Here is a 21,445-nt window from a genome sequence, read left to right as displayed (position 1 = left end):
CGGCGGAAGAGGGGTGTTGTATTACTTCGCCAGAACTTCCTGCGCGGTGCGCTCAACCAGAGACAGCAGGATTTTAATATCTTCCAGCGTCACGGTTGGGTTCAGCAGCGTCAGCTTCAGGCAGGTGACGCCGTTATGCTCGGTCACACCGACGTTCGCACGGCCGGATTCCAGCAGCGCATCACCAATTTTCTGGTTCAGCAGGGCGATGCCCGCGTCGTCCATCTGCACCTGTCCGCGGAAGCGGAACAGAACGCTCGCCAGCTGTGGCTGCATCACCAGTTCCAGAGCAGGCTGCTCTTTCACGTAGGCCGCAACCTGCTGTGCCAGCGTTACGCCGCAATCGATGATCGACGCGTACTGCTCCTGACCCAGTGCTTCCAGGCTCATCCACAGCTTCAGCGCGTCGAAACGACGGGTGGTCTGCAGAGATTTGGACACCAGGTTTGGCACGCCTGCCTCTTCGTCGAACTCAGAGTTCAGGTAGGCCGCCTGATAGCGCATCAGCTCATAGTGACGCGCTTCTTTCAGCAGGAACGCGCCGCAGCTGATGGTCTGGAAGAACTGCTTGTGGAAGTCCAGGGTGACGGAATCCACCAGCTCGATGCCGTCCAGGTAGTGACGATACTGCTCAGACATCAGCAGCGCGCCGCCCCAGGCCGCATCAACGTGTACCCAGATGTTCTGCTTCGCGGCCAGCTCTGCAATCGCACGCAGCGGGTCGATAGCACCGGCATCGGTGGTACCTGCCGTCGCGACGATCGCCAGAATCTGCTCGCCGTTTGCATTGCACTGTTCAATTTTCGCCGCCAGATCGGTCAGATCCATGCGGGAGAATTCGTCCGTTTTCACCTGCACCACGGACTGGTAGCCCAACCCCATCAGCGCCATGTTTTTCTGCACGGAGAAGTGTGCGTTTTCGGAGCACAGTACGCGAATTTTGCGCAGATCGCCTACCAGACCGTCCTGCTGAACAGAGTGACCCTGACGCGCGAAGAACGCATCGCGAGCCAGCATCAGGCCCATCAGGTTGCTCTGGGTGCCGCCGCTGGTGAAGACACCTGCGTCGCCGGCCTGATAACCCACGCGGGTACGCAGCCACTCGATCAGTTTGATCTCGATAATGGTTGCGGACGGGCTTTGATCCCAGGAGTCCATACTCTGGTTAGTGGCGTTGATCAGCACTTCCGCCGCCTGGCTTACCACCAGGCTTGGGCAGTGCAGGTGCGCCACACACTGCGGGTGATGAACGGACAAGCTGTCTTTCAGGAAGAACTCCACGGCGCGTTCAATCGCCGCTTCGTTGCCCAGCCCCTTCGGGTTGAAATCCAGCTTAATACGGTCGCGCAGTTCCGCCACCGTTTTGCCCTGGTACATCTCAGGCTGTTTCAGCCACTGCATCACAGCCTGAGTGCTTTGTTCAATCGCCTGCTGGTAAGCTTCAATGCTCTGCGCAGAGGAGAACAAAATTGGGTTTGAATCAGACATCGTAATCAATAACTCCGGTTACGCCGGGCGAACGCCCGCAGCAAGCAGTGCCTGCTCAAATTTATCCAGGAAGATTTTCAGCTCTTCGTCGCTGATCAGCAGAGACGGCAGCAGACGCAGAACGATACCGTTACGGCCACCGCGCTCCAGAATCAGACCGGCTTCGAAGCACTTCTTCTGAATCAGTGCAGACAGCTCGCCGTCGCCCGGGAAGCAGCCCATGTGGTCAGCGGCTTCGTGTGGCTTAACGATCTCAATACCGATCATCATGCCCAGACCGCGCACGTGGCCGATCACCGGATAGCGTTTCGCCATCTCTTTCAGCTGGCCTTTCAGCCATTCGCCCTGTGCAGCCACTTTGCCTGCGATGTTCTGGTCTTTCAGGATTTTCAGCGTCGTCAGACCGGTTGCCATCGCAAGCTGGTTGCCGCGGAAGGTACCGGTGTGGTGACCTGGCGCCCATGCATCGAACTGCTTTTTGATACCGAGCACGGCCAGCGGCAGACCACCACCCACTGCTTTAGACATCACGATGATGTCTGGCTCAATGCCAGCGTGTTCGAAGGCGAAGAATTTACCGGTACGGGCAAAGCCAGCCTGAACTTCGTCGAGGATCAGCAGAATGCCGTGTTCCTGAGTCACTTTACGGATGCGCTGCAGCCACTCAGCCGGAGCCGGGTTCACGCCGCCTTCACCCTGAACGGCTTCCAGAATCACCGCAGCAGGTTTACGCACGCCGCTTTCAACGTCGTTGATCAGGTTATCGAAGTAGTAAGTCAGCGCTTTCACGCCCGCTTCACCACCGATACCCAGCGGGCAACGGTACTCGTGCGGGTAAGGCATGAACTGGACTTCTGGCATCATACCGTCAACCGCTTCTTTCGGAGACAGGTTGCCGGTCACGGACAGCGCGCCGTGGGTCATACCGTGGTAACCACCTGAGAAGCTGATGATACCGCTACGACCGGTCACTTTTTTCGCCAGCTTCAGCGCCGCTTCAACGGCGTCAGCACCGGATGGACCGGTGAACTGCAGGCAGTACTCTTTGCCCTGACCAGGCAGCAGAGAGAGCAGGTATTCAGAAAACGCGTCTTTCAGAGGCGTAGTCAGATCCAGGGTATGTAACGGCAAGCCGCTGGTAATGACATTTTGGATGCTTTTCAGCACATCAGGATGGTTATGGCCAAGCGCAAGGGTCCCCGCGCCTGCTAAACAGTCAAGGTATTCTTTATTGTCTGCATCGGTGATCCACACGCCTTCTGCTTTAGTAATTGCTAAAGGCAGTTTGCGCGGATAACTCCTGACGTTAGATTCAAACTCGGCCTGACGGGCCAGATAGGTTTCGTTGCTTTTGTGGGCATCTACGGTGTCAATACGGACTTTATCCGTCATCATATCACTCCTACAACCGCCGCTTCGTTATGAGCCACGATTGAATAAAAAGTTAAAAAACAGATGGGGGCCTGAAAAAAACGCCGCCAATATAGAGCCTTTTGCCACGGGGCTCAATGGTTAATTTGTTTACTGTTTTGTGACACGAGGCTGTGGGGAGAAATTATCCCCATTTTTAAAATGAAAATTGCATTTTATGCCAAATAAAAACAGCCTGTTACAGGCTGTTTGTCCGGCGTGTAAAGTCGCAGAAAAGAGTGTGACAAAACGTGCCATCGAATGGCAAAAAAGGAGGCTGGCTCTCTCTATTCCTGCGTCATGTGCAAAAAGCGGTGCTCATGATGCATGCACAACGGAATCACGCATTAAAAAAGGACTTTCAACGCGCGTGGTGTTCTGATGCTCTTCGCCGTTAATAATATGCAAGGCGCTCAGGCGGCCAATTTCATAGTGTGGCAGTTGAACCGTAGTGAGAGGAGGCAGGAACAACTCTCCGATCCCCACCATATTGTCATAGCCGATTACCGCGACGTCTTTCGGTATGCGAAGCCCTTGCGCCAGCAGCGTCTGGTACACCATAAACGCGATACGGTCGTTGCCGCAGATAACGGAGTCGAACCCCGGAATGCCATTCTGCATGTGCGCCAGCAGCACTGACGGGATATCACGATAGTGCTCGTCCCCTAACGCCATATAGCTGTGCGCCAGGCTTTGTGGGTCGAGCCCCGCTTCGCGGCATGCGCGTTCCAGTCCCTGACGGCGTCGGGTTGTGGCCAGGAGTCCCGCAGGTAAATGCAGGCAGAGAGGTCGTCGATACCCCTGCGCGAGTAACGCCCGCACGGCGGTATACTGCCCCTGTTCATCATCAGGAATATAGCTGGCGACCTTTTCGCCGTCACTTTCGCAGTTGGCCAGCACGCAGGGAAGGGTGAGGAGTTTGGCCGGGAGAGGAACCTGACGTAACCCCATGGTGGTGTAGATAATCCCGTCAGGCCGATGAGAGAGGAGAAGGTCGACAATGGCGTCCGGGTTGTCATCGGTGAACATATTCATCACGAAGCTGTTCCAGCCGTGCATTCTGGCCGTCTCTTCAATAGACAGCGTGATGTCCACCGAGAAAGGTGTCGTTACCGTATCGAGCGCCAGTACGCCTATGGTTTTCGGCGAGGCATGCGCGCCGCGTATTTTCTTGGCGGACAGGTCAGGAACGTAGCTGGTCTGCTCAATAGCCAGCTGAACGCGCGCCAGCGTTTCCGGTTTAAGGCGCTCCGGGCTGTTAAGCGCGCGGGAAACCGTCATCAGCGATACGTTAGCCAGCTTTGCGACGTCCTTCAAGGAAGCCATTTTGTTACTCCGTTAATGCTCTGTGTGAGAGGGTATACAACTAAGTCGCTGATGTAAAAGGAAGGCTGATGCCCAGGTTTGGTCATGCTGACCTCAGTGATGAATTTTTGATCGCGATCTCATTTCCTTAATGTTAACGTTAACTTTCGTGATTAACATCGTAAATCTTAGCCAAACAGCATGAGAAAGAAATAATGTTAACGTTACCATTGCGTCATTACTCCAACATGAGAATGTCATGATGAAAACGCATCGCTCTCACAGCTACCCTTTACTGAGCGCATTACTGTTTTTCTTTTTTGTCACCTGGTCGTCTTCCGGCTCATTACTCTCCATCTGGCTTCATCAGGAAGTGGGCTTAAAAGCGGGGGATACCGGCGTTATCTATGCCGTGCTTTCCGTCTCCGCGCTTTTTGCACAAATCTGCTATGGATTCATTCAGGACAAACTCGGCCTGCGCAAAAACCTGCTCTGGTTTCTGACCAGCCTGCTTGTTCTTTCTGGTCCGGCTTTTTTGCTGTTTGGCTATCTGCTGAAGATTAACGTGTTGCTCGGCAGCATTTTCGGCGGGATTTTTATCGGCCTGACGTTTAACGGCGGGATAGGAGTGCTCGAGTCCTATACCGAGCGCGTGGCCCGCCAGAGTCAGTTTGAGTTCGGCAAGGCGAGGATGTGGGGATCGCTTGGCTGGGCGGCGGCAACCTTTTTTGCGGGGCTGCTGTTTAACATTAATCCGAAGCTGAACTTTGCCGTCGCGAGCTGCGCAGGGCTGGTGTTTTTTGTTTTGCTGGCGCGTCTCAGGGTCTCTTCCGCCCCGCACGCCATGCAGGAAGCGGTGTCCGGCGGTAAGGTCACGCTGGAAGATGCCTTGCGCCTGCTGACGCTGCCGCGGTTCTGGGCGCTGGTATTTTTCGTTATCGGCACCTGTATTTATGGCGTTTATGACCAGCAGTTCCCGGTCTATTTCTCCTCCCAGTTCCCGACGTTACAGGAAGGAAACGCCATGTACGGCTATCTCAACTCCTTCCAGGTTTTTCTTGAGGCGGCGGGTATGTTTTGTGCCCCGTGGCTGGTGAATCGTCTCGGTGCGAAAAACGGCCTGATTTTCGCGGGAATGGTGATGGCGATGCGTATGGTGGCATCGGGTCTGGTTGAGGGGCCGGTACTGATCTCCATTACCAAGCTATTGCACGCGGTTGAGCTGCCCGTTTTGCTGGTCTCAATCTTTAAATACAACAGCCTGCATTTTGACAAGCGGCTCTCTTCCACCCTCTATCTCGTGGGCTTTGCCTGTACAAGCTCGGTGATTGCCTCGGTTCTGTCGCCGCTGGCCGGTTACAGCTATGAGAAATACGGCTTTGCCCAGTCCTATCTCATTATGGGGCTGTTAGTTTTCAGCACCACGATCATCTCCATCTTCCTGTTGCGCTCGGGTAAGTCCTCTTCTGACCCGTTAATGCCGCAACCATCCACTATCTGACTGAAAAGAGTAGACAAATGACGTATTCCATTGCCAAAGCTGAACAGGAACTGCAGGCCAGACAAGGCACTCTTAACCTGCGCTGGTATCCGCGTTACCACCTCGCCGCGCGTGCCGGCTGGATGAACGACCCGAATGGCCTGGTGTGGTTTGACGGCTGGTATCACGCGTTTTACCAGCATCATCCATACTCGACCCAGTGGGGGCCGATGCACTGGGGTCATGCGCGCAGCAGGGATTTAGTTCACTGGGAGCACCTTCCGGTAGCACTGGCGCCGGAAGGACCAGAAGACAAGGACGGCTGTTTTTCCGGCTCGGCGGTAGTAGATGGTGATACGCTGGCGCTGATTTACACCGGACATAAATTCCACGGCGATCCTGATGATGAGGCTAATCTCTACCAGGTGCAGTGCCTGGCCACCAGCCGTGACGGCGTTCATTTTGCCCGGCAGGGAATGATTGTTGACACGCCGCCTGGGCTGCATCACTTCCGCGATCCGAAAGTGTGGCGTGAAGGGGAGAGCTGGTACATGGTTGTCGGCGCGCGAGACGGTGAGACGGGCCAGGTGCGCGTATACCGTTCTGCCGATCTGCGCGAGTGGCAGGATATGGGCGAACTTGCGGTGGCTGAAAAAGAGATGGGCTACATGTGGGAATGCCCGGACTTTTTCACCCTCAACGGCAAACGTGTGCTGATGTTTTCACCTCAGGGGCTGGCGGCGGACGGATTCAAAAACCGTAATCTTTTCCAGAGCGGCTACCTGCTGGGCGAGTGGCAGCCCGGACAACCTTTCGAGCGTGAAGGGGAATTTGTGGAGATGGATCGCGGGCATGATTTCTATGCGCCACAAAGCTTCCTGACGCCCGACGGCCGCCGCATTGTTATCGGCTGGCTGGACATGTGGGAATCGCCCCTGCCGGAACAGCAGGATGGCTGGGCGGGTATGCTCTCTTTACCGCGCGAGCTGACGCTGAGTGCGGATGACCGTCTGCAAATGCGGCCAGCCAGAGAAGTCGAAAGCCTGCGCAGGGCGTGGTTCCCCTGGCCGGTGAGCACGCTTAACAATCAGCAAATCGCTCAGGTGGAAAGCTGTGACGCGATGGAAGTCATTCTGCAGTGGGATTGCGCCAACAGCAGCGCGGAGCAGTACGGTATTCGTCTCGGAGACGGGTTACGTATTTATGTCGATGCGCAGATGCAGCGCCTGGTGCTGGAGCGTCACTATCCGCAGTATGGCTTGTGCGGGACCCGAAGCGTCGCGCTTAACCTGAACGACACGCTAAACCTGCGCCTGTTCTTTGACAACTCGTCGGTGGAGGTGTTTGTCAATGACGGTGACGCGTGCCTCAGCAGCCGCATTTATCCTGAAGCGGGGGCTCGCGAGCTGGCGTTGTTTGCCTGGACGGGGAGTGCGTCGCTCATTGATGCCGGGGCGTGGCAGTTAGAGTAAATGGGTTACCTCAGAAAAATTCAGTAAGGTCCGCAAATAATAAAGGCGACACCTGTCGCCTTTATTATTATTTAATCTTTCTGGCGTAGCCCTGGAACTGACCTTCTTTACTCACCGCTAATTTGCCTTTAGCAGGATAGTAAATGAAGGTATATAGCCCTTGTGAATAAACCTTTGCCTGAGGCTCGTTTTCATCCAGCGCACCTAATACGCCGTCAACATCTAATATCTCGCCTCTAATCGTGATTTTCATCCCTTCCCATTTAAAGGTGTGTGCTGCTTTAGCAGCCTGGGCATGTTGTTTCGCATCTTTCTTAGCCCAGATACCCGTACCCGCAGCGGCATCACGCGCGTTCGCCCATGCTGCATTTTGTGCGGCTTCATTGTAGGCATTCTGGCGGTTTTGCTCAGCGAGATAGCAGGTATCTTTGCTAATCCCCTGGCGTTCACATTCTGCCATGCGCTGAGCAGGCGACGTACATGCAGAAAGCAGAGCAGTAGCACCCGCCATGATTACCGCTAAAACTGTTTTTTTCATTACGCGAAGACCTTAAATTAAAAATATACAGCCGGAGAATTTTCAATATCCGCAAATATAATAAGAGTGATACATACAACCTAGCCATACGCCAATCAGGATAAGTGCTACGTATAATATTAAAGAGATAAAAATATATTTTGCCATGCTGCTTTTCTATTAAAAGCCGACCCCTACGCCGATGGAGGCACCCATGTTATTCGCGGTGTCATCAGAGAAACTGACTTTCGCGATCGTATGTGAATTGACGTTAACGGATGCCCCGACGGCAAGGGCGCTTTCACTATTGTACGTTGCACCGCCAGCAGAGAACATAACGTGCTGATTCGTTTGTACCTGCGGTAAACCTGCCATCGCCATGGCGCCCGAGATACCGGCGTTGGCCTGTTTCTTATTATTATCCACTTCGTCGTGCAATGATTTGAACTGCTGGCGGGTGTTGTTATTCATTGCCTGTAACGTCTGCTTTGTTGCCTGAAGTTCCTGAGCGGTGGCGGTAACAGCCTGGCTATTGTTGGCCACTTTCGTTTGCGTCGCTGCGTCTACCTGCACGCGCGTCACGGTAGTCGTCACGCCATCTTTACCGTTATGACCATCTGCGCCATCGCGTCCGTTAATTCCTGCTGCCCCCTGTGCGCCCGTATCTCCCTTATCACCTTTCGCGCCATCTTTTCCATCTACGCCGTTGACTGGTTTTGGCACATTCTCTAAAGAGGTGATGCGTTGCTCGTGATCTGTCAATACGTTGCCTTGTAACTGGGTTTGGTTTTGAAGCTGAATGATATCAGAACCATTTTTAACAACGCCTAATAACGCAGTGTCTGCTTTTTGACTAGCGGTATCAGCAAGAGCACCGGCACGTTTAGCCTCACCATCAACACGATTAATTTCATCTACCCGATTACGGGATTCAGCATCTAAATCGCCGCGTAAAAGGGATATTGACGTGGTGTTAGAACTTACTCCACCTCTAAGCTTATCAATATCATCTAAATCATAAGATTTGATCGATTCGTCTTGACCATGGATGGAAAGAAAAACATTGCTACCATCAGTTGTCTGGATCATCGCTTCAGCAGCTGTAGCAACATGGAATGAACTACCCGCAACCACATACAGTGCAAAAACAGAAATAATAAACTTATTCAAAGGTTTCATTTTAAAGGACCACATCATTAACGTATTGAAAAATAATATTTAGCTGAACGGTTTTCATTAGACAGAGATTAAGCATCAATGACGGTTTAACTCTGTCTTAATCTTTTTTAGTAACGTGAATTAACTATCAATTAAACCCAAACTAATGATTTTGATCTAAATCATAAATAATATGAATAAATACAGCGAAAAGGTGCGGTAACTCTATGATTTATTTAATGTATACATTAATCTGTGAATTGCGCGTTAATTTTATAACTCGCTTTAAGTAATTGATTGAATGTGAATATTTAACGTGGTTAAACAGATGAGAGAATTCTTTTTATTTCGTATGAAAGAAGTTCGTATGTCTTATAAAAGAATAAATCACGCGTAAGAGGACAGAAAAAATAATAGCCTCAGTAAAAGTGCCTAATAAAGGTTTTTCAATAAGGTGTTAACAATTATTGAACCAGAATTAACTAAAGCGTAATAAATATAGGCAAATGACTGGAAAGTACGTCTGGAGATTTTCGCTATGACAAGCCCGGCGATAAATCGAAACTCCTTGCGCCTGGCCTACGGCCGCGGTTACACTAAACAACGTTAATGAGTTTTTATAACTCTCTGTTTTAAAAGTATTTTGACTCGGGGTGCCCTTCTTTGTGAAGGCTGAGAAATACCCGTATTACCTGATCTGGATAATGCCAGCGTAGGGAAGTCAGATGCCTTCCCGGTCATCGCTTCTTCACGCAAGGCAGGAGCGAAACCATGCAGCCTGACCTGCTCGATTTACACGTTTTACGCCACTTCCGAACCTGTTCTCCGCTGACCCACTGTATGACCAACGATGTCGTACAAACCTTTACGGCCAACGTTCTGCTCGCGCTTGGCGCATCACCTGCGATGGTGATTGAGGCCGAAGAGGCTGAACAGTTTGCCGCGATCGCCGATGCGCTGCTGATTAACGTTGGCACGCTGACCTCACCGCGTGCTCAGTCGATGCGTCGGGCTATAGAGAGCGCGGTGGCGGCAGGCAGGCCCTGGACGCTGGATCCGGTCGCCGTGGGTGCCCTGACGTTCCGCACCCGCTTTTGCCATCAAATTCTTGCCCTGAAACCGGCCGCCATTCGCGGCAATGCCTCTGAAATTCTTGCCCTTGCCGGAATGAGCGCGGGCGGGCGCGGCGTTGATACGACCGATACCGCCGCCAGCGCGGTGTCCGCCGCACAGGCGCTGGCTCGCCAGACAAATGCCGTTGTGGTTGTCACCGGCGAGGTGGATTACATCACTGACGGGCAACGTACCCGCACGGTAACGGGCGGCGATCCGTTGATGACGCGCGTAGTGGGAACCGGATGCGCGCTTTCTGCCGTTGTGGCGGCGAGCTGTTCACTGCCGGGCGACCGGATGGATAACGTCGCTGCCGCCTGCGGATGGATGAAGCGGGCCGGAACGGTGGCCGTTGCGCAGTCGCGTGGGCCAGGCAGTTTTGCCACCGCGTTCCTGGATGCGCTCTATACGCTGGAGGAGCAGGCATGAAGCGGATTAACGCCCTGACCATTGCTGGCACCGATCCCAGCGGCGGCGCGGGTATCCAGGCTGACCTGAAAACCTTCTCGGCCCTTGGCGCGTATGGCTGCTCGGTCATTACCGCGCTGGTGGCGCAAAACACGCGCGGCGTGCAGTCGGTCTACCGTATCGAGCCGGATTTTGTTGCCGCACAGCTGGATTCGGTGTTCAGCGACGTCCGCATCGACACCACCAAGATCGGCATGCTGGCCGAGACGGACATTGTGGAAGCGGTGGCCGAGCGGCTTAAGCGCTATCAGGTGCAAAACGTGGTGCTGGATACCGTCATGCTGGCAAAAAGCGGCGATCCGCTGCTCTCCGCCTCCGCCGTGGAGACGCTGCGCACAAAGCTGTTGCCGCAGGTGGCGCTCATTACGCCCAATCTGCCGGAAGCCGCCGCGCTGCTGGGCACATCGCATGCGCAAACTGAACGCGAGATGAAAGCGCAGGGGAACGCGCTGCTGGCAATGGGCTGCGGCGCGGTGCTGATGAAAGGCGGACACCTGGATGATGCCGAAAGTCCGGACTGGCTCTTTACCCGCGACGGCGAAGTACGCTTTACCGCGCCGCGCGTGCAGACCAAAAACACCCACGGTACGGGCTGTACGCTCTCTGCCGCGCTGGCGGCGCTGCGTCCCCGGCATGACGGCTGGTCCGATACGGTGCGCGAAGCGAAAATCTGGCTCTCGGCGGCGCTGGCAAAAGCCGATACTCTGGAAGTGGGTCACGGTATTGGGCCGGTTCATCATTTTCATGCGTGGTGGTAACCCAGTATACTGGCAGGAAACACCACGCCTGAGAAAACAGAGATGGAACAAGCGCATACCCGGTTAATCGCTCAACTGAATGAACGGATCGCCGCGCCTGACAACACGCCGCTGTACCTGAAATTTGCCGAAACGGTAAAAAATGCGGTGCGCAGCGGGGTGCTGGAGCACGGGAATATTTTGCCCGGCGAGCGCGATCTGAGCCAGTTAACCGGGGTGTCGCGCATCACCGTGCGAAAAGCGATGCAGGCGCTGGAGGAAGAGGGCGTGGTGACGCGTTCCCGTGGCTATGGCACGCAAATCAACAACATCTTTGAATATTCGCTGAAAGAGGCGCGCGGCTTTTCCCAGCAGGTGGTGCTGCGTGGTCAAAAGCCGAATACGCTATGGGTCAACAAGCGGGTGGTGAAGTGCCCGGAAGAGGTCGCAAACCACCTGTCGATCCCGCCGGACAGCGAAGTCTTTTTGCTCAAGCGCATTCGCTATGTGGATGACGATGCGGTGTCGATTGAAGAGTCCTGGGTACCGGTTGGGCTCATTCCCGATCCGGATGCGATTGGCATTTCGCTGTACGACTACTTCCGCAGTCAGAATATTTTCCCGCAGCGCACCCGTTCACGGGTCAGCGCCCGTATGCCGGACAGCGAGTTTCAGGCGCACATTAAGATGGACGAAAAAATACCGGTGCTGGTGATCAAGCAGGTCGCACTTGACCAGCAGCACCGGCCGATTGAGTACAGCATCAGCTACTGTCGTAGCGATCTATACGTCTTTGTGTGCGAGGAATAATTCTTCGCGAGTCGGGGCGCAGTCCCCGCCGCGGTGGCTGACCACCCATGACGCCACGGCATTCCCCAGCAGAACGGCATCTGCCAGCGACCATCCCGCAGCCAGCCCGGCCAGCGTGCCGCCCGCGTGGCTGTCGCCTGCACCAATGGTATCCACAACTGTCGCCGGAAACGCCGGAACAACGCCCGAGACGTCACCGTCATACCATGCGGCACCGTCTTTATCATGCCGCACAATCAGGGCGGCGCCGAAGCGATGCTGCCACTCCGCACCCAGATTTTCAGCCGCTACACCGAGCCGTTCGGCTGCGATCTCCGCTTCCTGACGATTAAGCGACACGATCGGCCTGCAGGCCATAATCCGCGCCATCAGCGCGTCGGGGATATCCGCGATGCGGGGACCGAAGTCAATAAAGGCCGTCACATCCTGCAACCCCTCCAGCCAGCGTGTCAGCAGCTCGCCGCACGGCGAGGCCAGCTGATAGCCGGATAAATAGACCAGGCTGTTCGACGGGATGTTAAGCACATCAAGCCAGCGCTGCTGCCACTGGTTCTCCACGCCGCTAAAGGACATAAAGGTGCGCTCGCCGTCTGGCTCCACCAGCGCCAGGCACCAGCCGTTATCGCCGGTTTCGGCCTCGATGGCGCTGTGCAGATCCTGCTTCGCCATGGCGTTGCGGATGATATCCGCCCATACGCCGTGGCCGACGGGCAGGGCGTTTTGCGCCGTAATGCCGAGCCGTTTCAGGGCGATGGCAATATTCAGCGCGCAGCCGCCAATATTCACGCCCTGCTGTTTGAGCTCAATATCGCACCCGCGCCAGGGCAGGGCGTAGGCGTCGGCGATGACGTCAATCACCGCTGCGCCCAGCACCGTCACCGGGCGTGCGGCGTGCAGGGTGTCGAGACGTTGGGCAAATGAATTCATACGCCCTCCCTTTGCTCCCGGTAGTGCAGCAGTTTCTCGCAATAGTGGCCGAAATCGAGCCGGTTGACGGCGTCGAGTTCGGCTTTTAGCGCTGGGTCAATCGCCTGCACGCCGTGGAGCGCACCGCAGATGGCCGTCGCCATTGCGCCAATGGTGTCGGTATCGCCGCCCAGATTGGCGCATAAAATGGCGCAGCGGTTTGGGTCGGTTCCCGCTAGTTCGACCATCGCAATGGCCGCCGGAACGGACTCAATGGTGCTGGTTCCGGCCCCCACGAGCTGGTACACCTGCTCGCTGGCGGACTCAACCCCGTTGGCTTCCCGCACGGTCTTAAGCGCCAGCTCAATACGTGCCGCCAGCGACGCGCTGAAGGTGGTGGTTTTCGCCTCCTGCGCATAGCGGGCGATACCCGGCAGCGCATCGACGATGTTCTGCCAGCTTTCGCCGTCGACGGCGCGGGAAATCGCCCAGGCAATCACCACCGCGCCGGCAATGGCGAGATCGGATTTATGGGTCGGGCTGGAGGCCAGCGCCACCTGCTCAACAAAGTGTTCCAGACGCGTGGCCGGAAGCAGGCAGCCCAGCGGAGAGGCGCGCATGGCCGCCCCGTTGGTCACGCCGTTGTTTTCCAGTTCGCTGACCGGTTTCCCGTCGCGAATCGCGTTAAGCGCGATTTTGGAGGTCGGGCCGAGCACGTTCTTATTAAACGCATCGAAATCGAGCGCCCAGCGAAGAATATGCTTGCCGATAACGTCCGCGTTGATGTCTCCCTCACACTCAATAATCGCGTCCGCCAGGCACAGCGCCATTGAGGTATCGTCGGTGAACTCTGCCTGTTTGAAATAGCAGGCCGCATTATTCTCTGCTGGACCGGGTAAAAAGCGGTCGATCCAGCCGAAGTGCGCTTTGACGCGCTTTCTCGGCCACAGCTCCGACGGCATGCCCATCGCATCCCCTAACGCCTGCCCGTAAAGAGCACCGAGAACACGTTCTTGTTTCATTTAACTTCCCCTTGTGTCAGCGCGGCATCGCCATCAACCACCTCAATTGCGGTGATCTCTTTATCCGATTCGCGGAAAAACAGCATAAACAGCACGGCAATCACGGCAATCATGATTGCACCAAACGCCCACATTCCGGCCCAGTTGAAGGTCAGCCCATTCACCGGCTCTTTGTATGCGAACATTTTTTCCATCATCACGCCGCCCAGGCGGTAGCCCAGCAGGCTCCCAAAGCCCTGGCAGCACAGCGTAATCAGGCCCTGCGCGGCGGTGCGCATGTGCACCGGCGCTTTTTTATCCACGTAGATGTACGCGGTAACGTAGTAGAAGTCGTAGCTCACGCCGTGCAGCAGAATACCGAGGAACAGCAGGGCGTAGGTGAAGTACTGTTCCGCTCCGCCGTAAACGAAGAACCCGTAGCGGATGGCGGCAGTGATCAGACCCAGCAGTAAGACCTTCTTAATACCAAAGCGTTTGGTAAAGAACGGCAACGCCAGCATAAAGAAGATTTCGGAGAACTGGCCGAGCGTCATCCAGCCGGTGGCGTTTTTCATCCCCACTTCGGTGAGATAGCCGTTGGCGAAGATGTAGTAGAAGGCCAGCGGCATGGCGAACAGGAACGAGCAGAAGAAGAACACCAGGAAGTTTTTGTCGCGCAGCAGGATCAGCGCGTCCAGCCCCAGCATCACTTTGATATCCAGCTTGCCGGTGCTCTTCGGCGGGGTGTTCGGCAGGAACAGGGCAAACACGCCGAGCAGGGCGGAACTGGCGGCCGTCATCAGCAGCGGAATATTGGTATCAGAAATGTCGCTGTAGCCCATCATCTGTGGCAGGAATCCGCACGCCAGGCCCGAGGCGATCCAGCCGATGGTGCCCATCACGCGGATGCGTGGGAAATCGGCCTCGACGTCGTCCACGTTGGCGAAGGCAATGCTGTTGGTCAGCGCGATGGTCGGCATATAGGTCAGGGAGTAAACCAGCAGCAGCGGGAAGAAGGTGCTGAACTGGGTTTGCTGTGCGGCGAAGTACATCAAAATGGCACCGGCGAACATCAGCACCGCCAGCACTTTCTGGGCGGCGAAGAAGCGGTCCGTCAGCGAGCCGACCAGAATAGGAGAAAGGATCGCGGCAATGGCGGTACAGGCGTAAGACCAGCCGATTTCTCCGGCGGTAAAACCGCTTTTGCTCAGCCACAGCCACAGCGGCACAAACCATGCGCCCCAGATAAACCATTCAACAAACATCATGAATGACAGTTGGACTTTCGTTTTCATTTTTTAATCCTGCATGTCAGAGAGGGTACGCCTTTAACATACCACTCAATAATACCTTTTAAATACCTTTGTGGCGATTGTTTGATCAATGTAACAGTTTTGTTGTACACGAATCGAGCCAGCAGATTGTGCTGAAAAAAAATGCAAAGGGTGGAAAATCTGTTAAGTCGGTACCAGGCTTAGTCTGCCCATAAAAGATGGGACTGGATAAACACACACCGACACGACGTCGGACTTACGGGAGTATCACATGACTGATATTGCGCAGTTGCTTGGCAAAGACGCCGACAGCCTTTTACAGCATCGTTGTATGACCATTCCAGCCGACCAGCTGTATCTGCCTGGTCATGACTACGTTGACCGCGTGATGATCGACAACAACCGTCCGCCTGCGGTCCTGCGAAATATGCAGACGCTCTACAACACCGGGCGGCTCGGCGGCACCGGGTATCTCTCTATTCTGCCGGTGGACCAGGGCGTTGAGCACTCGGCGGGCGCCTCTTTCGCGGCTAATCCGCTCTACTTCGATCCGAAGAACATTGTTGAGCTGGCGATTGAGGCGGGCTGTAACTGTGTCGCCTCCACCTACGGCGTGCTGGCCTCGGTTTCGCGTCGCTATGCCCACCGCATTCCGTTCCTCGTGAAGCTGAACCACAACGAAACCCTCAGCTACCCTACCGAATATGACCAGACCCTTTACGCCAGCGTCGAGCAGGCGTTCAACATGGGGGCGGTGGCGGTAGGGGCGACCATCTATTTCGGTTCTGAGCAGTCTCGCCGTCAGATTGAAGAGATCTCCGCGGCCTTTGAGCGCGCGCACGAGCTGGGCATGGTCACCGTACTGTGGGCGTATCTGCGCAACAACGCGTTCAAGAAAGACGGTGTGGATTACCACGTGTCGGCCGACCTGACCGGGCAGGCGAACCACCTGGCGGCGACCATCGGCGCGGATATCGTGAAGCAGAAAATGGCCGAGAATAACGGCGGCTATAAAGCGGTGAACTTTGGTTACACCGACGATCGCGTTTACAGCAAGCTGACCAGCGATAACCCGATCGACCTGGTGCGCTACCAGCTGGCGAACTGTTACATGGGCCGCGCGGGGCTGATTAACTCCGGCGGCGCGGCGGGTGGAGATACCGACCTGTCAGACGCGGTGCGTACGGCGGTTATCAACAAACGCGCGGGCGGCATGGGGCTGATCCTTGGCCGTAAGGCGTTTAAGAAATCGATGGCCGACGGCGTGAAGCTGATCAATGCGGTGCAGGACGTCTATCTGGACAGCAAAGTCACAATTGCCTGACCTGAGGGTGAAACGTAGGCCGGGTAAGGCGTAGCCGCCACCCGGCAATACAATCAGCGCAAAAGCACACAGTCCGGCGGCAGCCGACACTGCAGCGCGCCGGGCAACACCTCAATGCGGAACTGTGTTCCGCTCAGCGGCTCTCCGTCGAGGTTAAAGGTCATCCCGTGCGGAGCATTCACTTCAAACCACGCCGATTTCCCGGCGATGATATTTGGACTCTCTTCCGGCTGCGTCAGCGTGGTAAACAGCGCGGGCAGCAGGCCGTCGCCCGTGAAAATACGCAGCTGTAGCTGGCCGTCATTGATCAGCGCCTCCGGGCACAGCTGCTGCCCGCCGCCAGCCTGGCGGCCGTTGCCAATCCCAATTACCAGCGCGTCACCCTGCCACTGAAAATCCTCGCCGCGAATTTCGCAGCGGTCAGGCTTGAGGGTGTCCATGCGCATCAGGCCGTGGATCAGGTACGATACGCCGCCCAGCGCCGCCTTCAGCTTTTCCGGCGTTTCGCTGGTGATACGCGTGCCAAACCCGCCCGTCGCCATATTGATAAAACAGGTTTTATCATTCACCTGCGCAATATCCACAGCGGTGGCCTTGCCGAGGATCGCCAGCTGAAGCGCCTTCTCTAACTCCTCCGGGATCCCGGCGCTGGTGGCAAAATCATTGGCGGTGCCGAGCGGTAAAATGCCCATCACCGGCCGGTCCGCCGGGGGCAGGTCGATAAGCGCTGACGCAATCTCATTGATGGTGCCGTCGCCGCCGCCGGAAATGATGGTGTTGACGCCAAGCCCGAGGGCTTCATTGATATAGCGTGCCGCGTCGCCTTTTTCCCACGTCACCCTGACGTGGATGCGCGCGCCGTCGTCACGCAAACCCTGAATGACCTGACGCAGCAGATCGTTGCCCGCACTTTTGCCATTGAGAATCAATAAACTGTCTGGATAGGTTGCCATCCGCGCTGCTCCCTTTTTTAGCGTTAGTAAGAGTGTATAGCAGAGAGGAAAAAAGCGGGTAAGAACAGGATGAAAGGGAAAAAATAAGGCTGTGGAAAGGGGATTTATCCCCCTTCGTGGCGTTTACCTTTTATATGCCGGTCCCTCAATTGACGCTTGCTGTCAACGTTTGAGCCCAGCCATTTGCCTGTTCTCAATTCTCAACTGCTTACGCCACACACGATTATGTAGCGTTAGCGCAATTGAACGGTAAAAGACTGACGTATTCATCCACACGATATTCAGGCCGAAAAATCCCAATCCTAATAGTGAGGTTATTTGCGGTGTGTAATTCTCTACAGAGCCGAATAAAAGCGAAATCCACGTCCAGATAAAATAAACGATGCTCATCAAGCCAGTCAGTGTAATGACAGAAATATGCAGTTTATATCCCGTTAAGGACCCTTTGGCCGTTAAAAACATCGTGCTCATTACAATCATGCAATACACCACTGCTGCAAGGAATACTCCCATCATTACCTTAAATTCAGGTAAGCCGAGCAGGCGAAATAGCAACATCCAGACAGAAACTTGTAGCATAGCGTAGCAAAAAATAGTGAGTAAGGTACTTATTGCTAAGGGAATACCTGTCATATGTACACCCACAGGAACACCGAACTGACCTTTTAAGCGATCTTTCAATGATTCAAGCCCTTGGCAATCGTCAGTCGTCATTTCACCTGTTATCACAGCACTTAATGCAAGGCTCTTTTTGATGTAATTTATCATGTCCGGGTCAATAACTTCCTGTAAATGAAAATGACTGAATCAAACCAAAAACGTATTTACCAGATTGTGTAATATTCTGAGGATTCCGAATTGTACCCGAGATAGCACTGCCAACAAATGCTGAGGAGTTTGAAATAGCATTCAACAGCTCTCGCTGTAAGAGCAGCTGCAGCGCTTCCGAGGGGTAACGTTTAGGGTAAACCCCGGCTTTCATCGCTGCTTTAACCCCTGAATTAGAGATCCCGGGATTTCGGATACGAATGATTTCCTCAGTTAACCGCGTGCGGTCCGCTCGGCTCATTTTTTGTAGTAACGAGAGTAAACTTTCGGACGTCGAGCGATTAAGTAGGCGGTAGGTTAATACTGCGCTTTTTAGACCCGCAGCAGCCCCGGCAAGTGAAATCGCATCAAGAGCAGTATTGGTTGCGGTATACCATTCCTGAGAATCCATCCATGCAACATAGTCGTTATGATTCATGGCAATAAGTGACAAGCGGCCAAGCCCGTTTGCACACTGAATTCCTGTTGCTACACCACCAGCGACAATCACAGCGGCAACTGCACCGGAAGAACCTGCGGTGAGAGGAATGGCCATACCTGCACCTGCAGCAAGTACGACAGTGAGAATTGCGGCTCCGCAGGAAATCGCCGTAGAACCTATTTCAGTCGCTAATGAAGGTGACTGAATCGTCGTCGTCGTTGCCTGGAGAGGATTACTTGATGAGGCGTTTACTTTAGTGATGACGACATGACTCACCGAGCTTTCGTTTGGCGTCGCAATCCGTCTTGAGGGTCTCACTAACCACTGACGCGCACCGTCTGAGTAGATGATCCCAACCTGGCTAAAGTTACGGCTACAGTCCAGCTGATTGGCAAGGGCGGTGAAATCAATATCGCCCCCGGAGGCTAGACCCAGACTGCGGGCGAGTTCGTAATCCGGAATATCCTTTGAAATCTGACCAGGAAAAGTCATGTGTCTCTCCGTCCGTGTGAAATCGTATAACGCTAAGAAATCAAGAGTAAAGGGCATGTTATGGACGGGAATTAGGAATGATCCGAATAACGCGCCATCCTGCCAGAACCAATGAAAATTGTAATGGATATCATATACCCGCCCGATTTTCGTAAAAGATCTTCCAGCAGACGCTGTCGCGAATCAACACCCTTCATTTGGTGGGGCGGTGCAATTTCATTCTGACTCAGTGGACTGAATTGTACAAAAAAATAAGCCCGCGTAAGGGAGATTACGCAGGCTAAGGAGGTGGTTCCTGGTACAGCTAGCATTTATGGGTTATGTTTTTCAGCGGGGGGATAATACCCGTATTGAACGAAGCGGTATGTGATCCGATTCTAAGAATTATCCCAGCGCGAAAAAATTTCCCTGATTAACTATTTGCCGTGTGGGTTTCGGGTGCTTTCACCGTTGAAGTTACGCATCAGCAGCGCGAACTTCAGCTCTACCTCTTCCGGAACCGGCAGCCAGACGGTATGACCGTCACCCGGCGCCACGTCAATCGCTTCGCCTTTGCCGTTTTCCAGATGCTCCAGCGTAAAGTTCATGTTGCCCTGCGGGGTCATCAGCTCCAGGCTGTCGCCTTTGGTGAATTTGTTTTTCACCGCAACGGCCGCCAGCGCGCCTTTGCGCTCGCCGGTGAAGTCGCCGACAAACTGCTGGCGCTCGGAAACGGAGTAGCCGTGCTCGTAGTTCTGGTAGTCGTCATGGGTATGACGGCGCAGGAAGCCTTCGGTATAGCCACGGTGCGCCAGGCCTTCCAGGGTTTCCAGCAGGCTGGTATCGAACGGTTTACCGGCCGCCGCATCGTCGATGGCTTTGCGGTATACCTGTGCGGTGCGCGCGCAGTAGTAATAGGATTTGGTGCGGCCTTCGATCTTCAGGGAGTGCACGCCCATCTGGGTCAGACGCTCAACGTGGGCGATGGCGCGCAGATCTTTCGAGTTCATGATGTAGGTGCCGTGCTCGTCTTCAAAGGCGGTCATGTACTCGCCTGGACGTTTGGCTTCTTCAATCATAAACACGCTGTCGGTTGGCGCGCCGATGCCCAGCGTAGGCTCGACGTTGGTCACCGGGATAGGCTCGTGCTTGTGGACGATGTTGCCGACGTCATCCTCTTTGCCTTCCTGGACGTTATATTCCCAGCGGCAGGCGTTGGTGCAGGTGCCCTGGTTCGGGTCGCGTTTGTTGATATAGCCAGACAGCAGGCAGCGGCCGGAGTAGGCCATGCACAGCGCGCCGTGAACGAAGATTTCGATTTCCATATCCGGCACCTGGGTGCGGATCTCTTCGATCTCTTCAAGAGACAGCTCGCGAGAAAGAATAACGCGGGTCAGCCCCATCTGTTTCCAGAACTTCACCGTCGCCCAGTTGACGGCGTTAGCCTGTACGGAGAGGTGAATATCCATCTCCGGGAAGTTCTCCCGAACCAGCATGATTAAACCCGGGTCCGACATGATCAGCGCGTCCGGCCCCATATCCACAACGGGCTTCAGGTCACGGATAAACGTTTTCAGCTTGGCGTTGTGCGGCGCGATGTTGACCACCACGTAGAATTTCTTGCCCAGGGCATGCGCTTCGTTGATGCCGAGCTGCAGGTTCTCGTGGTTGAATTCGTTGTTACGCACGCGCAGCGAGTAGCGCGGCTGGCCCGCATAAACGGCGTCGGCACCATAGGCGAAAGCGTAACGCATATTTTGCAGCGTTCCCGCCGGGGAAAGGAGTTCCGGTTTAAACATGTTTGTTCTCGTTCTGATGACAGGTCAGATCCGCGTGCACCAGGTGCAGCGGTAAGGGGAGATCCCCCACTTTAAGGGCGGGCATTGTAGCGCTGCGGGGCAGGGAGGTAAAGCGCCGGGTCGCGTCACCACGCTCCCGGCGTGCGTCGTGCTGTCAGATGTTGTCTTTTATCGTCTGGGTAGACCCATTAGTTTTGACCGAAGCGATACCCTTATCACGCGACTGTTCCGTCGCATAAAGCTGGCTGCTGCCAATGACCTGATGATTGCCCGCCTTGAGATTGAAATGGAACTTACCGTTAGAGGCCGTTTTCTTCTCATAGCGCTCGTCCAGGGGGCTGTTCGTGCGTACGGAAGCAATGCCGTTTTCGGCGGCACTTTTGCTGGTGTAAAGCTCGCTGGTCAGAACGATCTCCCCGTTTCCCGCCTTCAGCACAAACCTGAACTGACCATCACTGCTTTTACTTAATTCGAACCAACCAGACATAGGAACTCCTTGATCGAAAGTAA

The 21,445-nt window shown here is 54.7% G+C and carries 19 protein-coding genes and 1 riboswitch; of the genes, 6 read left to right on the top strand and 13 right to left on the bottom strand.

All coding sequences use genetic code 11. The annotated features are described in order from the left end of the window. Positions 1–21 precede the first annotated feature (21 nt). The 3 genes from GVO84_RS15010 to GVO84_RS15000 form a co-directional block, all read right to left on the bottom strand. Positions 22–1,488: a pyridoxal phosphate-dependent decarboxylase family protein gene (locus tag GVO84_RS15010; protein WP_159514553.1), complete on the bottom strand. Its 1,467-nt coding sequence runs from the start codon at positions 1,486–1,488 to the stop codon at positions 22–24. Positions 1,489–1,506: 18 nt separating this feature from the next. Next, positions 1,507–2,883 (bottom strand): diaminobutyrate--2-oxoglutarate transaminase, encoded by a 1,377-nt coding sequence (locus GVO84_RS15005; protein WP_014884533.1) that lies wholly within the window; start codon positions 2,881–2,883, stop codon positions 1,507–1,509. A 333-nt stretch (positions 2,884–3,216) separates the two neighbouring features. Then, entirely contained in the window at positions 3,217–4,224 is a 1,008-nt protein-coding gene (locus tag GVO84_RS15000; RefSeq protein ID WP_159514552.1) for a LacI family DNA-binding transcriptional regulator, read from the bottom strand. 238 nt (positions 4,225–4,462) lie between these two features. Here GVO84_RS15000 and GVO84_RS14995 point away from each other — a divergent pair, with 238 nt between their 5' ends. Together GVO84_RS14995 and GVO84_RS14990 are read left to right on the top strand one after the other, a co-directional pair. Continuing rightward, on the top strand, positions 4,463–5,704 hold the full coding sequence (locus GVO84_RS14995) for an MFS transporter (RefSeq protein ID WP_159514551.1): 1,242 nt from the start codon (positions 4,463–4,465) through the stop codon (positions 5,702–5,704). Positions 5,705–5,721: 17 nt separating this feature from the next. Continuing rightward, positions 5,722–7,155 carry a glycoside hydrolase family 32 protein gene (locus GVO84_RS14990; protein WP_159514550.1) on the top strand — a complete coding sequence of 478 codons (1,434 nt, stop codon included), beginning with the start codon at positions 5,722–5,724 and terminating at the stop codon, positions 7,153–7,155. A gap of 67 nt (positions 7,156–7,222) precedes the next feature. Here the strand turns inward: GVO84_RS14990 and GVO84_RS14985 are convergent, their stop codons facing one another. After that, on the bottom strand, positions 7,223–7,693 hold the full coding sequence (locus GVO84_RS14985; protein ID WP_159514549.1) for a hypothetical protein: 471 nt from the start codon (positions 7,691–7,693) through the stop codon (positions 7,223–7,225). Positions 7,694–7,852: 159 nt separating this feature from the next. Further along, entirely contained in the window at positions 7,853–8,851 is a 999-nt protein-coding gene (locus GVO84_RS14980; protein WP_236545861.1) for a YadA C-terminal domain-containing protein, read from the bottom strand. A gap of 618 nt (positions 8,852–9,469) precedes the next feature. Further along, a riboswitch (TPP riboswitch) is annotated at positions 9,470–9,566 on the top strand. A gap of 35 nt (positions 9,567–9,601) precedes the next feature. Here GVO84_RS14980 and thiM point away from each other — a divergent pair. The 3 genes from thiM to GVO84_RS14965 are packed head-to-tail and all read left to right on the top strand — an operon-like array spanning position 9,602 to position 11,958. Then, positions 9,602–10,372, top strand: coding sequence for a hydroxyethylthiazole kinase (gene thiM, locus GVO84_RS14975; RefSeq protein WP_159514548.1), 771 nt, complete (start codon positions 9,602–9,604; stop codon positions 10,370–10,372). Continuing rightward, on the top strand, positions 10,369–11,169 hold the full coding sequence (gene thiD, locus GVO84_RS14970) for a bifunctional hydroxymethylpyrimidine kinase/phosphomethylpyrimidine kinase (protein WP_159514547.1): 801 nt from the start codon (positions 10,369–10,371) through the stop codon (positions 11,167–11,169). Before thiM ends, thiD begins: the two co-directional genes overlap by 4 nt. Before the next feature lie 42 nt (positions 11,170–11,211). Continuing rightward, on the top strand, positions 11,212–11,958 hold the full coding sequence (locus GVO84_RS14965) for a GntR family transcriptional regulator (RefSeq protein ID WP_023312428.1): 747 nt from the start codon (positions 11,212–11,214) through the stop codon (positions 11,956–11,958). Here GVO84_RS14965 and GVO84_RS14960 read toward each other — a convergent pair. The 3 genes from GVO84_RS14960 to GVO84_RS14950 are packed head-to-tail and all read right to left on the bottom strand — an operon-like array spanning position 11,932 to position 15,160. Beyond that, on the bottom strand, positions 11,932–12,885 hold the full coding sequence (locus GVO84_RS14960) for a PfkB family carbohydrate kinase (protein ID WP_159514546.1): 954 nt from the start codon (positions 12,883–12,885) through the stop codon (positions 11,932–11,934). The genes GVO84_RS14965 and GVO84_RS14960 overlap by 27 nt on opposite strands. Further along, complete coding sequence (locus GVO84_RS14955) at positions 12,882–13,886, bottom strand: ADP-ribosylglycohydrolase family protein (protein ID WP_159514545.1); 1,005 nt, start codon at positions 13,884–13,886, stop codon at positions 12,882–12,884. The genes GVO84_RS14960 and GVO84_RS14955 overlap by 4 nt, the downstream gene beginning before the upstream one ends. Beyond that, complete coding sequence (locus GVO84_RS14950) at positions 13,883–15,160, bottom strand: nucleoside permease (RefSeq protein WP_159514544.1); 1,278 nt, start codon at positions 15,158–15,160, stop codon at positions 13,883–13,885. The genes GVO84_RS14955 and GVO84_RS14950 overlap by 4 nt, the downstream gene beginning before the upstream one ends. 250 nt (positions 15,161–15,410) lie before the next feature. Here GVO84_RS14950 and fbaB point away from each other — a divergent pair, with 250 nt between their 5' ends. Beyond that, complete coding sequence (gene fbaB / locus GVO84_RS14945; RefSeq protein ID WP_023312424.1) at positions 15,411–16,463, top strand: class I fructose-bisphosphate aldolase; 1,053 nt, start codon at positions 15,411–15,413, stop codon at positions 16,461–16,463. Between the two features lie 53 nt (positions 16,464–16,516). Here fbaB and yegS read toward each other — a convergent pair whose 3' ends face one another. From yegS to GVO84_RS14920, 5 genes are all read right to left on the bottom strand, one after another. Next, positions 16,517–17,416, bottom strand: coding sequence for a lipid kinase YegS (gene yegS / locus GVO84_RS14940; protein ID WP_159514543.1), 900 nt, complete (start codon positions 17,414–17,416; stop codon positions 16,517–16,519). Positions 17,417–17,578: 162 nt separating this feature from the next. After that, complete coding sequence (locus tag GVO84_RS14935) at positions 17,579–18,184, bottom strand: hypothetical protein (protein ID WP_159514542.1); 606 nt, start codon at positions 18,182–18,184, stop codon at positions 17,579–17,581. A gap of 7 nt (positions 18,185–18,191) precedes the next feature. Then, positions 18,192–19,157, bottom strand: a complete 966-nt coding sequence (locus GVO84_RS14930; RefSeq protein ID WP_201283069.1) for a hypothetical protein — start codon at positions 19,155–19,157, stop codon at positions 18,192–18,194. A gap of 416 nt (positions 19,158–19,573) precedes the next feature. Continuing rightward, a complete protein-coding gene (gene yegQ / locus GVO84_RS14925) occupies positions 19,574–20,935 on the bottom strand; it encodes a tRNA 5-hydroxyuridine modification protein YegQ (protein WP_023312421.1) in 1,362 nt (453 codons plus the stop codon). A gap of 154 nt (positions 20,936–21,089) precedes the next feature. Continuing rightward, complete coding sequence (locus tag GVO84_RS14920; protein WP_159514541.1) at positions 21,090–21,422, bottom strand: YegP family protein; 333 nt, start codon at positions 21,420–21,422, stop codon at positions 21,090–21,092. Positions 21,423–21,445: the final 23 nt, after the last annotated feature.

It is taken from the genome of Enterobacter sp. SM3 (assembly GCF_009811935.2).
In the GTDB taxonomy this organism is placed as follows: Bacteria; Pseudomonadota; Gammaproteobacteria; order Enterobacterales; family Enterobacteriaceae; genus Enterobacter; species Enterobacter asburiae_D.
This window is presented reverse-complemented; position numbering and strand designations above follow the sequence as displayed.

Excerpts from the sequence above, each read along its gene's own strand:
- GVO84_RS14965 (WP_023312428.1), top strand. The coding sequence starts at position 11,212 with ATGGAACAAGCGCATACCCGGTTAATCGCTCAACTGAATGAACGGATC.
- GVO84_RS14935 (WP_159514542.1), bottom strand. The coding sequence starts at position 18,184 with ATGATAAATTACATCAAAAAGAGCCTTGCATTAAGTGCTGTGATAACA.
- GVO84_RS14990 (WP_159514550.1), top strand. The coding sequence starts at position 5,722 with ATGACGTATTCCATTGCCAAAGCTGAACAGGAACTGCAGGCCAGACAA.
- GVO84_RS14955 (WP_159514545.1), bottom strand. The coding sequence starts at position 13,886 with ATGAAACAAGAACGTGTTCTCGGTGCTCTTTACGGGCAGGCGTTAGGG.
- GVO84_RS14995 (WP_159514551.1), top strand. The coding sequence starts at position 4,463 with ATGATGAAAACGCATCGCTCTCACAGCTACCCTTTACTGAGCGCATTA.
- thiD (WP_159514547.1), top strand. The coding sequence starts at position 10,369 with ATGAAGCGGATTAACGCCCTGACCATTGCTGGCACCGATCCCAGCGGC.
- GVO84_RS14960 (WP_159514546.1), bottom strand. The coding sequence starts at position 12,885 with ATGAATTCATTTGCCCAACGTCTCGACACCCTGCACGCCGCACGCCCG.
- yegS (WP_159514543.1), bottom strand. The coding sequence starts at position 17,416 with ATGGCAACCTATCCAGACAGTTTATTGATTCTCAATGGCAAAAGTGCG.
- GVO84_RS15010 (WP_159514553.1), bottom strand. The coding sequence starts at position 1,488 with ATGTCTGATTCAAACCCAATTTTGTTCTCCTCTGCGCAGAGCATTGAA.
- fbaB (WP_023312424.1), top strand. The coding sequence starts at position 15,411 with ATGACTGATATTGCGCAGTTGCTTGGCAAAGACGCCGACAGCCTTTTA.
- GVO84_RS15000 (WP_159514552.1), bottom strand. The coding sequence starts at position 4,224 with ATGGCTTCCTTGAAGGACGTCGCAAAGCTGGCTAACGTATCGCTGATG.
- GVO84_RS14920 (WP_159514541.1), bottom strand. The coding sequence starts at position 21,422 with ATGTCTGGTTGGTTCGAATTAAGTAAAAGCAGTGATGGTCAGTTCAGG.
- GVO84_RS14930 (WP_201283069.1), bottom strand. The coding sequence starts at position 19,157 with ATGACTTTTCCTGGTCAGATTTCAAAGGATATTCCGGATTACGAACTC.
- GVO84_RS15005 (WP_014884533.1), bottom strand. The coding sequence starts at position 2,883 with ATGATGACGGATAAAGTCCGTATTGACACCGTAGATGCCCACAAAAGC.
- yegQ (WP_023312421.1), bottom strand. The coding sequence starts at position 20,935 with ATGTTTAAACCGGAACTCCTTTCCCCGGCGGGAACGCTGCAAAATATG.
- thiM (WP_159514548.1), top strand. The coding sequence starts at position 9,602 with ATGCAGCCTGACCTGCTCGATTTACACGTTTTACGCCACTTCCGAACC.
- GVO84_RS14980 (WP_236545861.1), bottom strand. The coding sequence starts at position 8,851 with ATGAAACCTTTGAATAAGTTTATTATTTCTGTTTTTGCACTGTATGTG.
- GVO84_RS14950 (WP_159514544.1), bottom strand. The coding sequence starts at position 15,160 with ATGAAAACGAAAGTCCAACTGTCATTCATGATGTTTGTTGAATGGTTT.
- GVO84_RS14985 (WP_159514549.1), bottom strand. The coding sequence starts at position 7,693 with ATGAAAAAAACAGTTTTAGCGGTAATCATGGCGGGTGCTACTGCTCTG.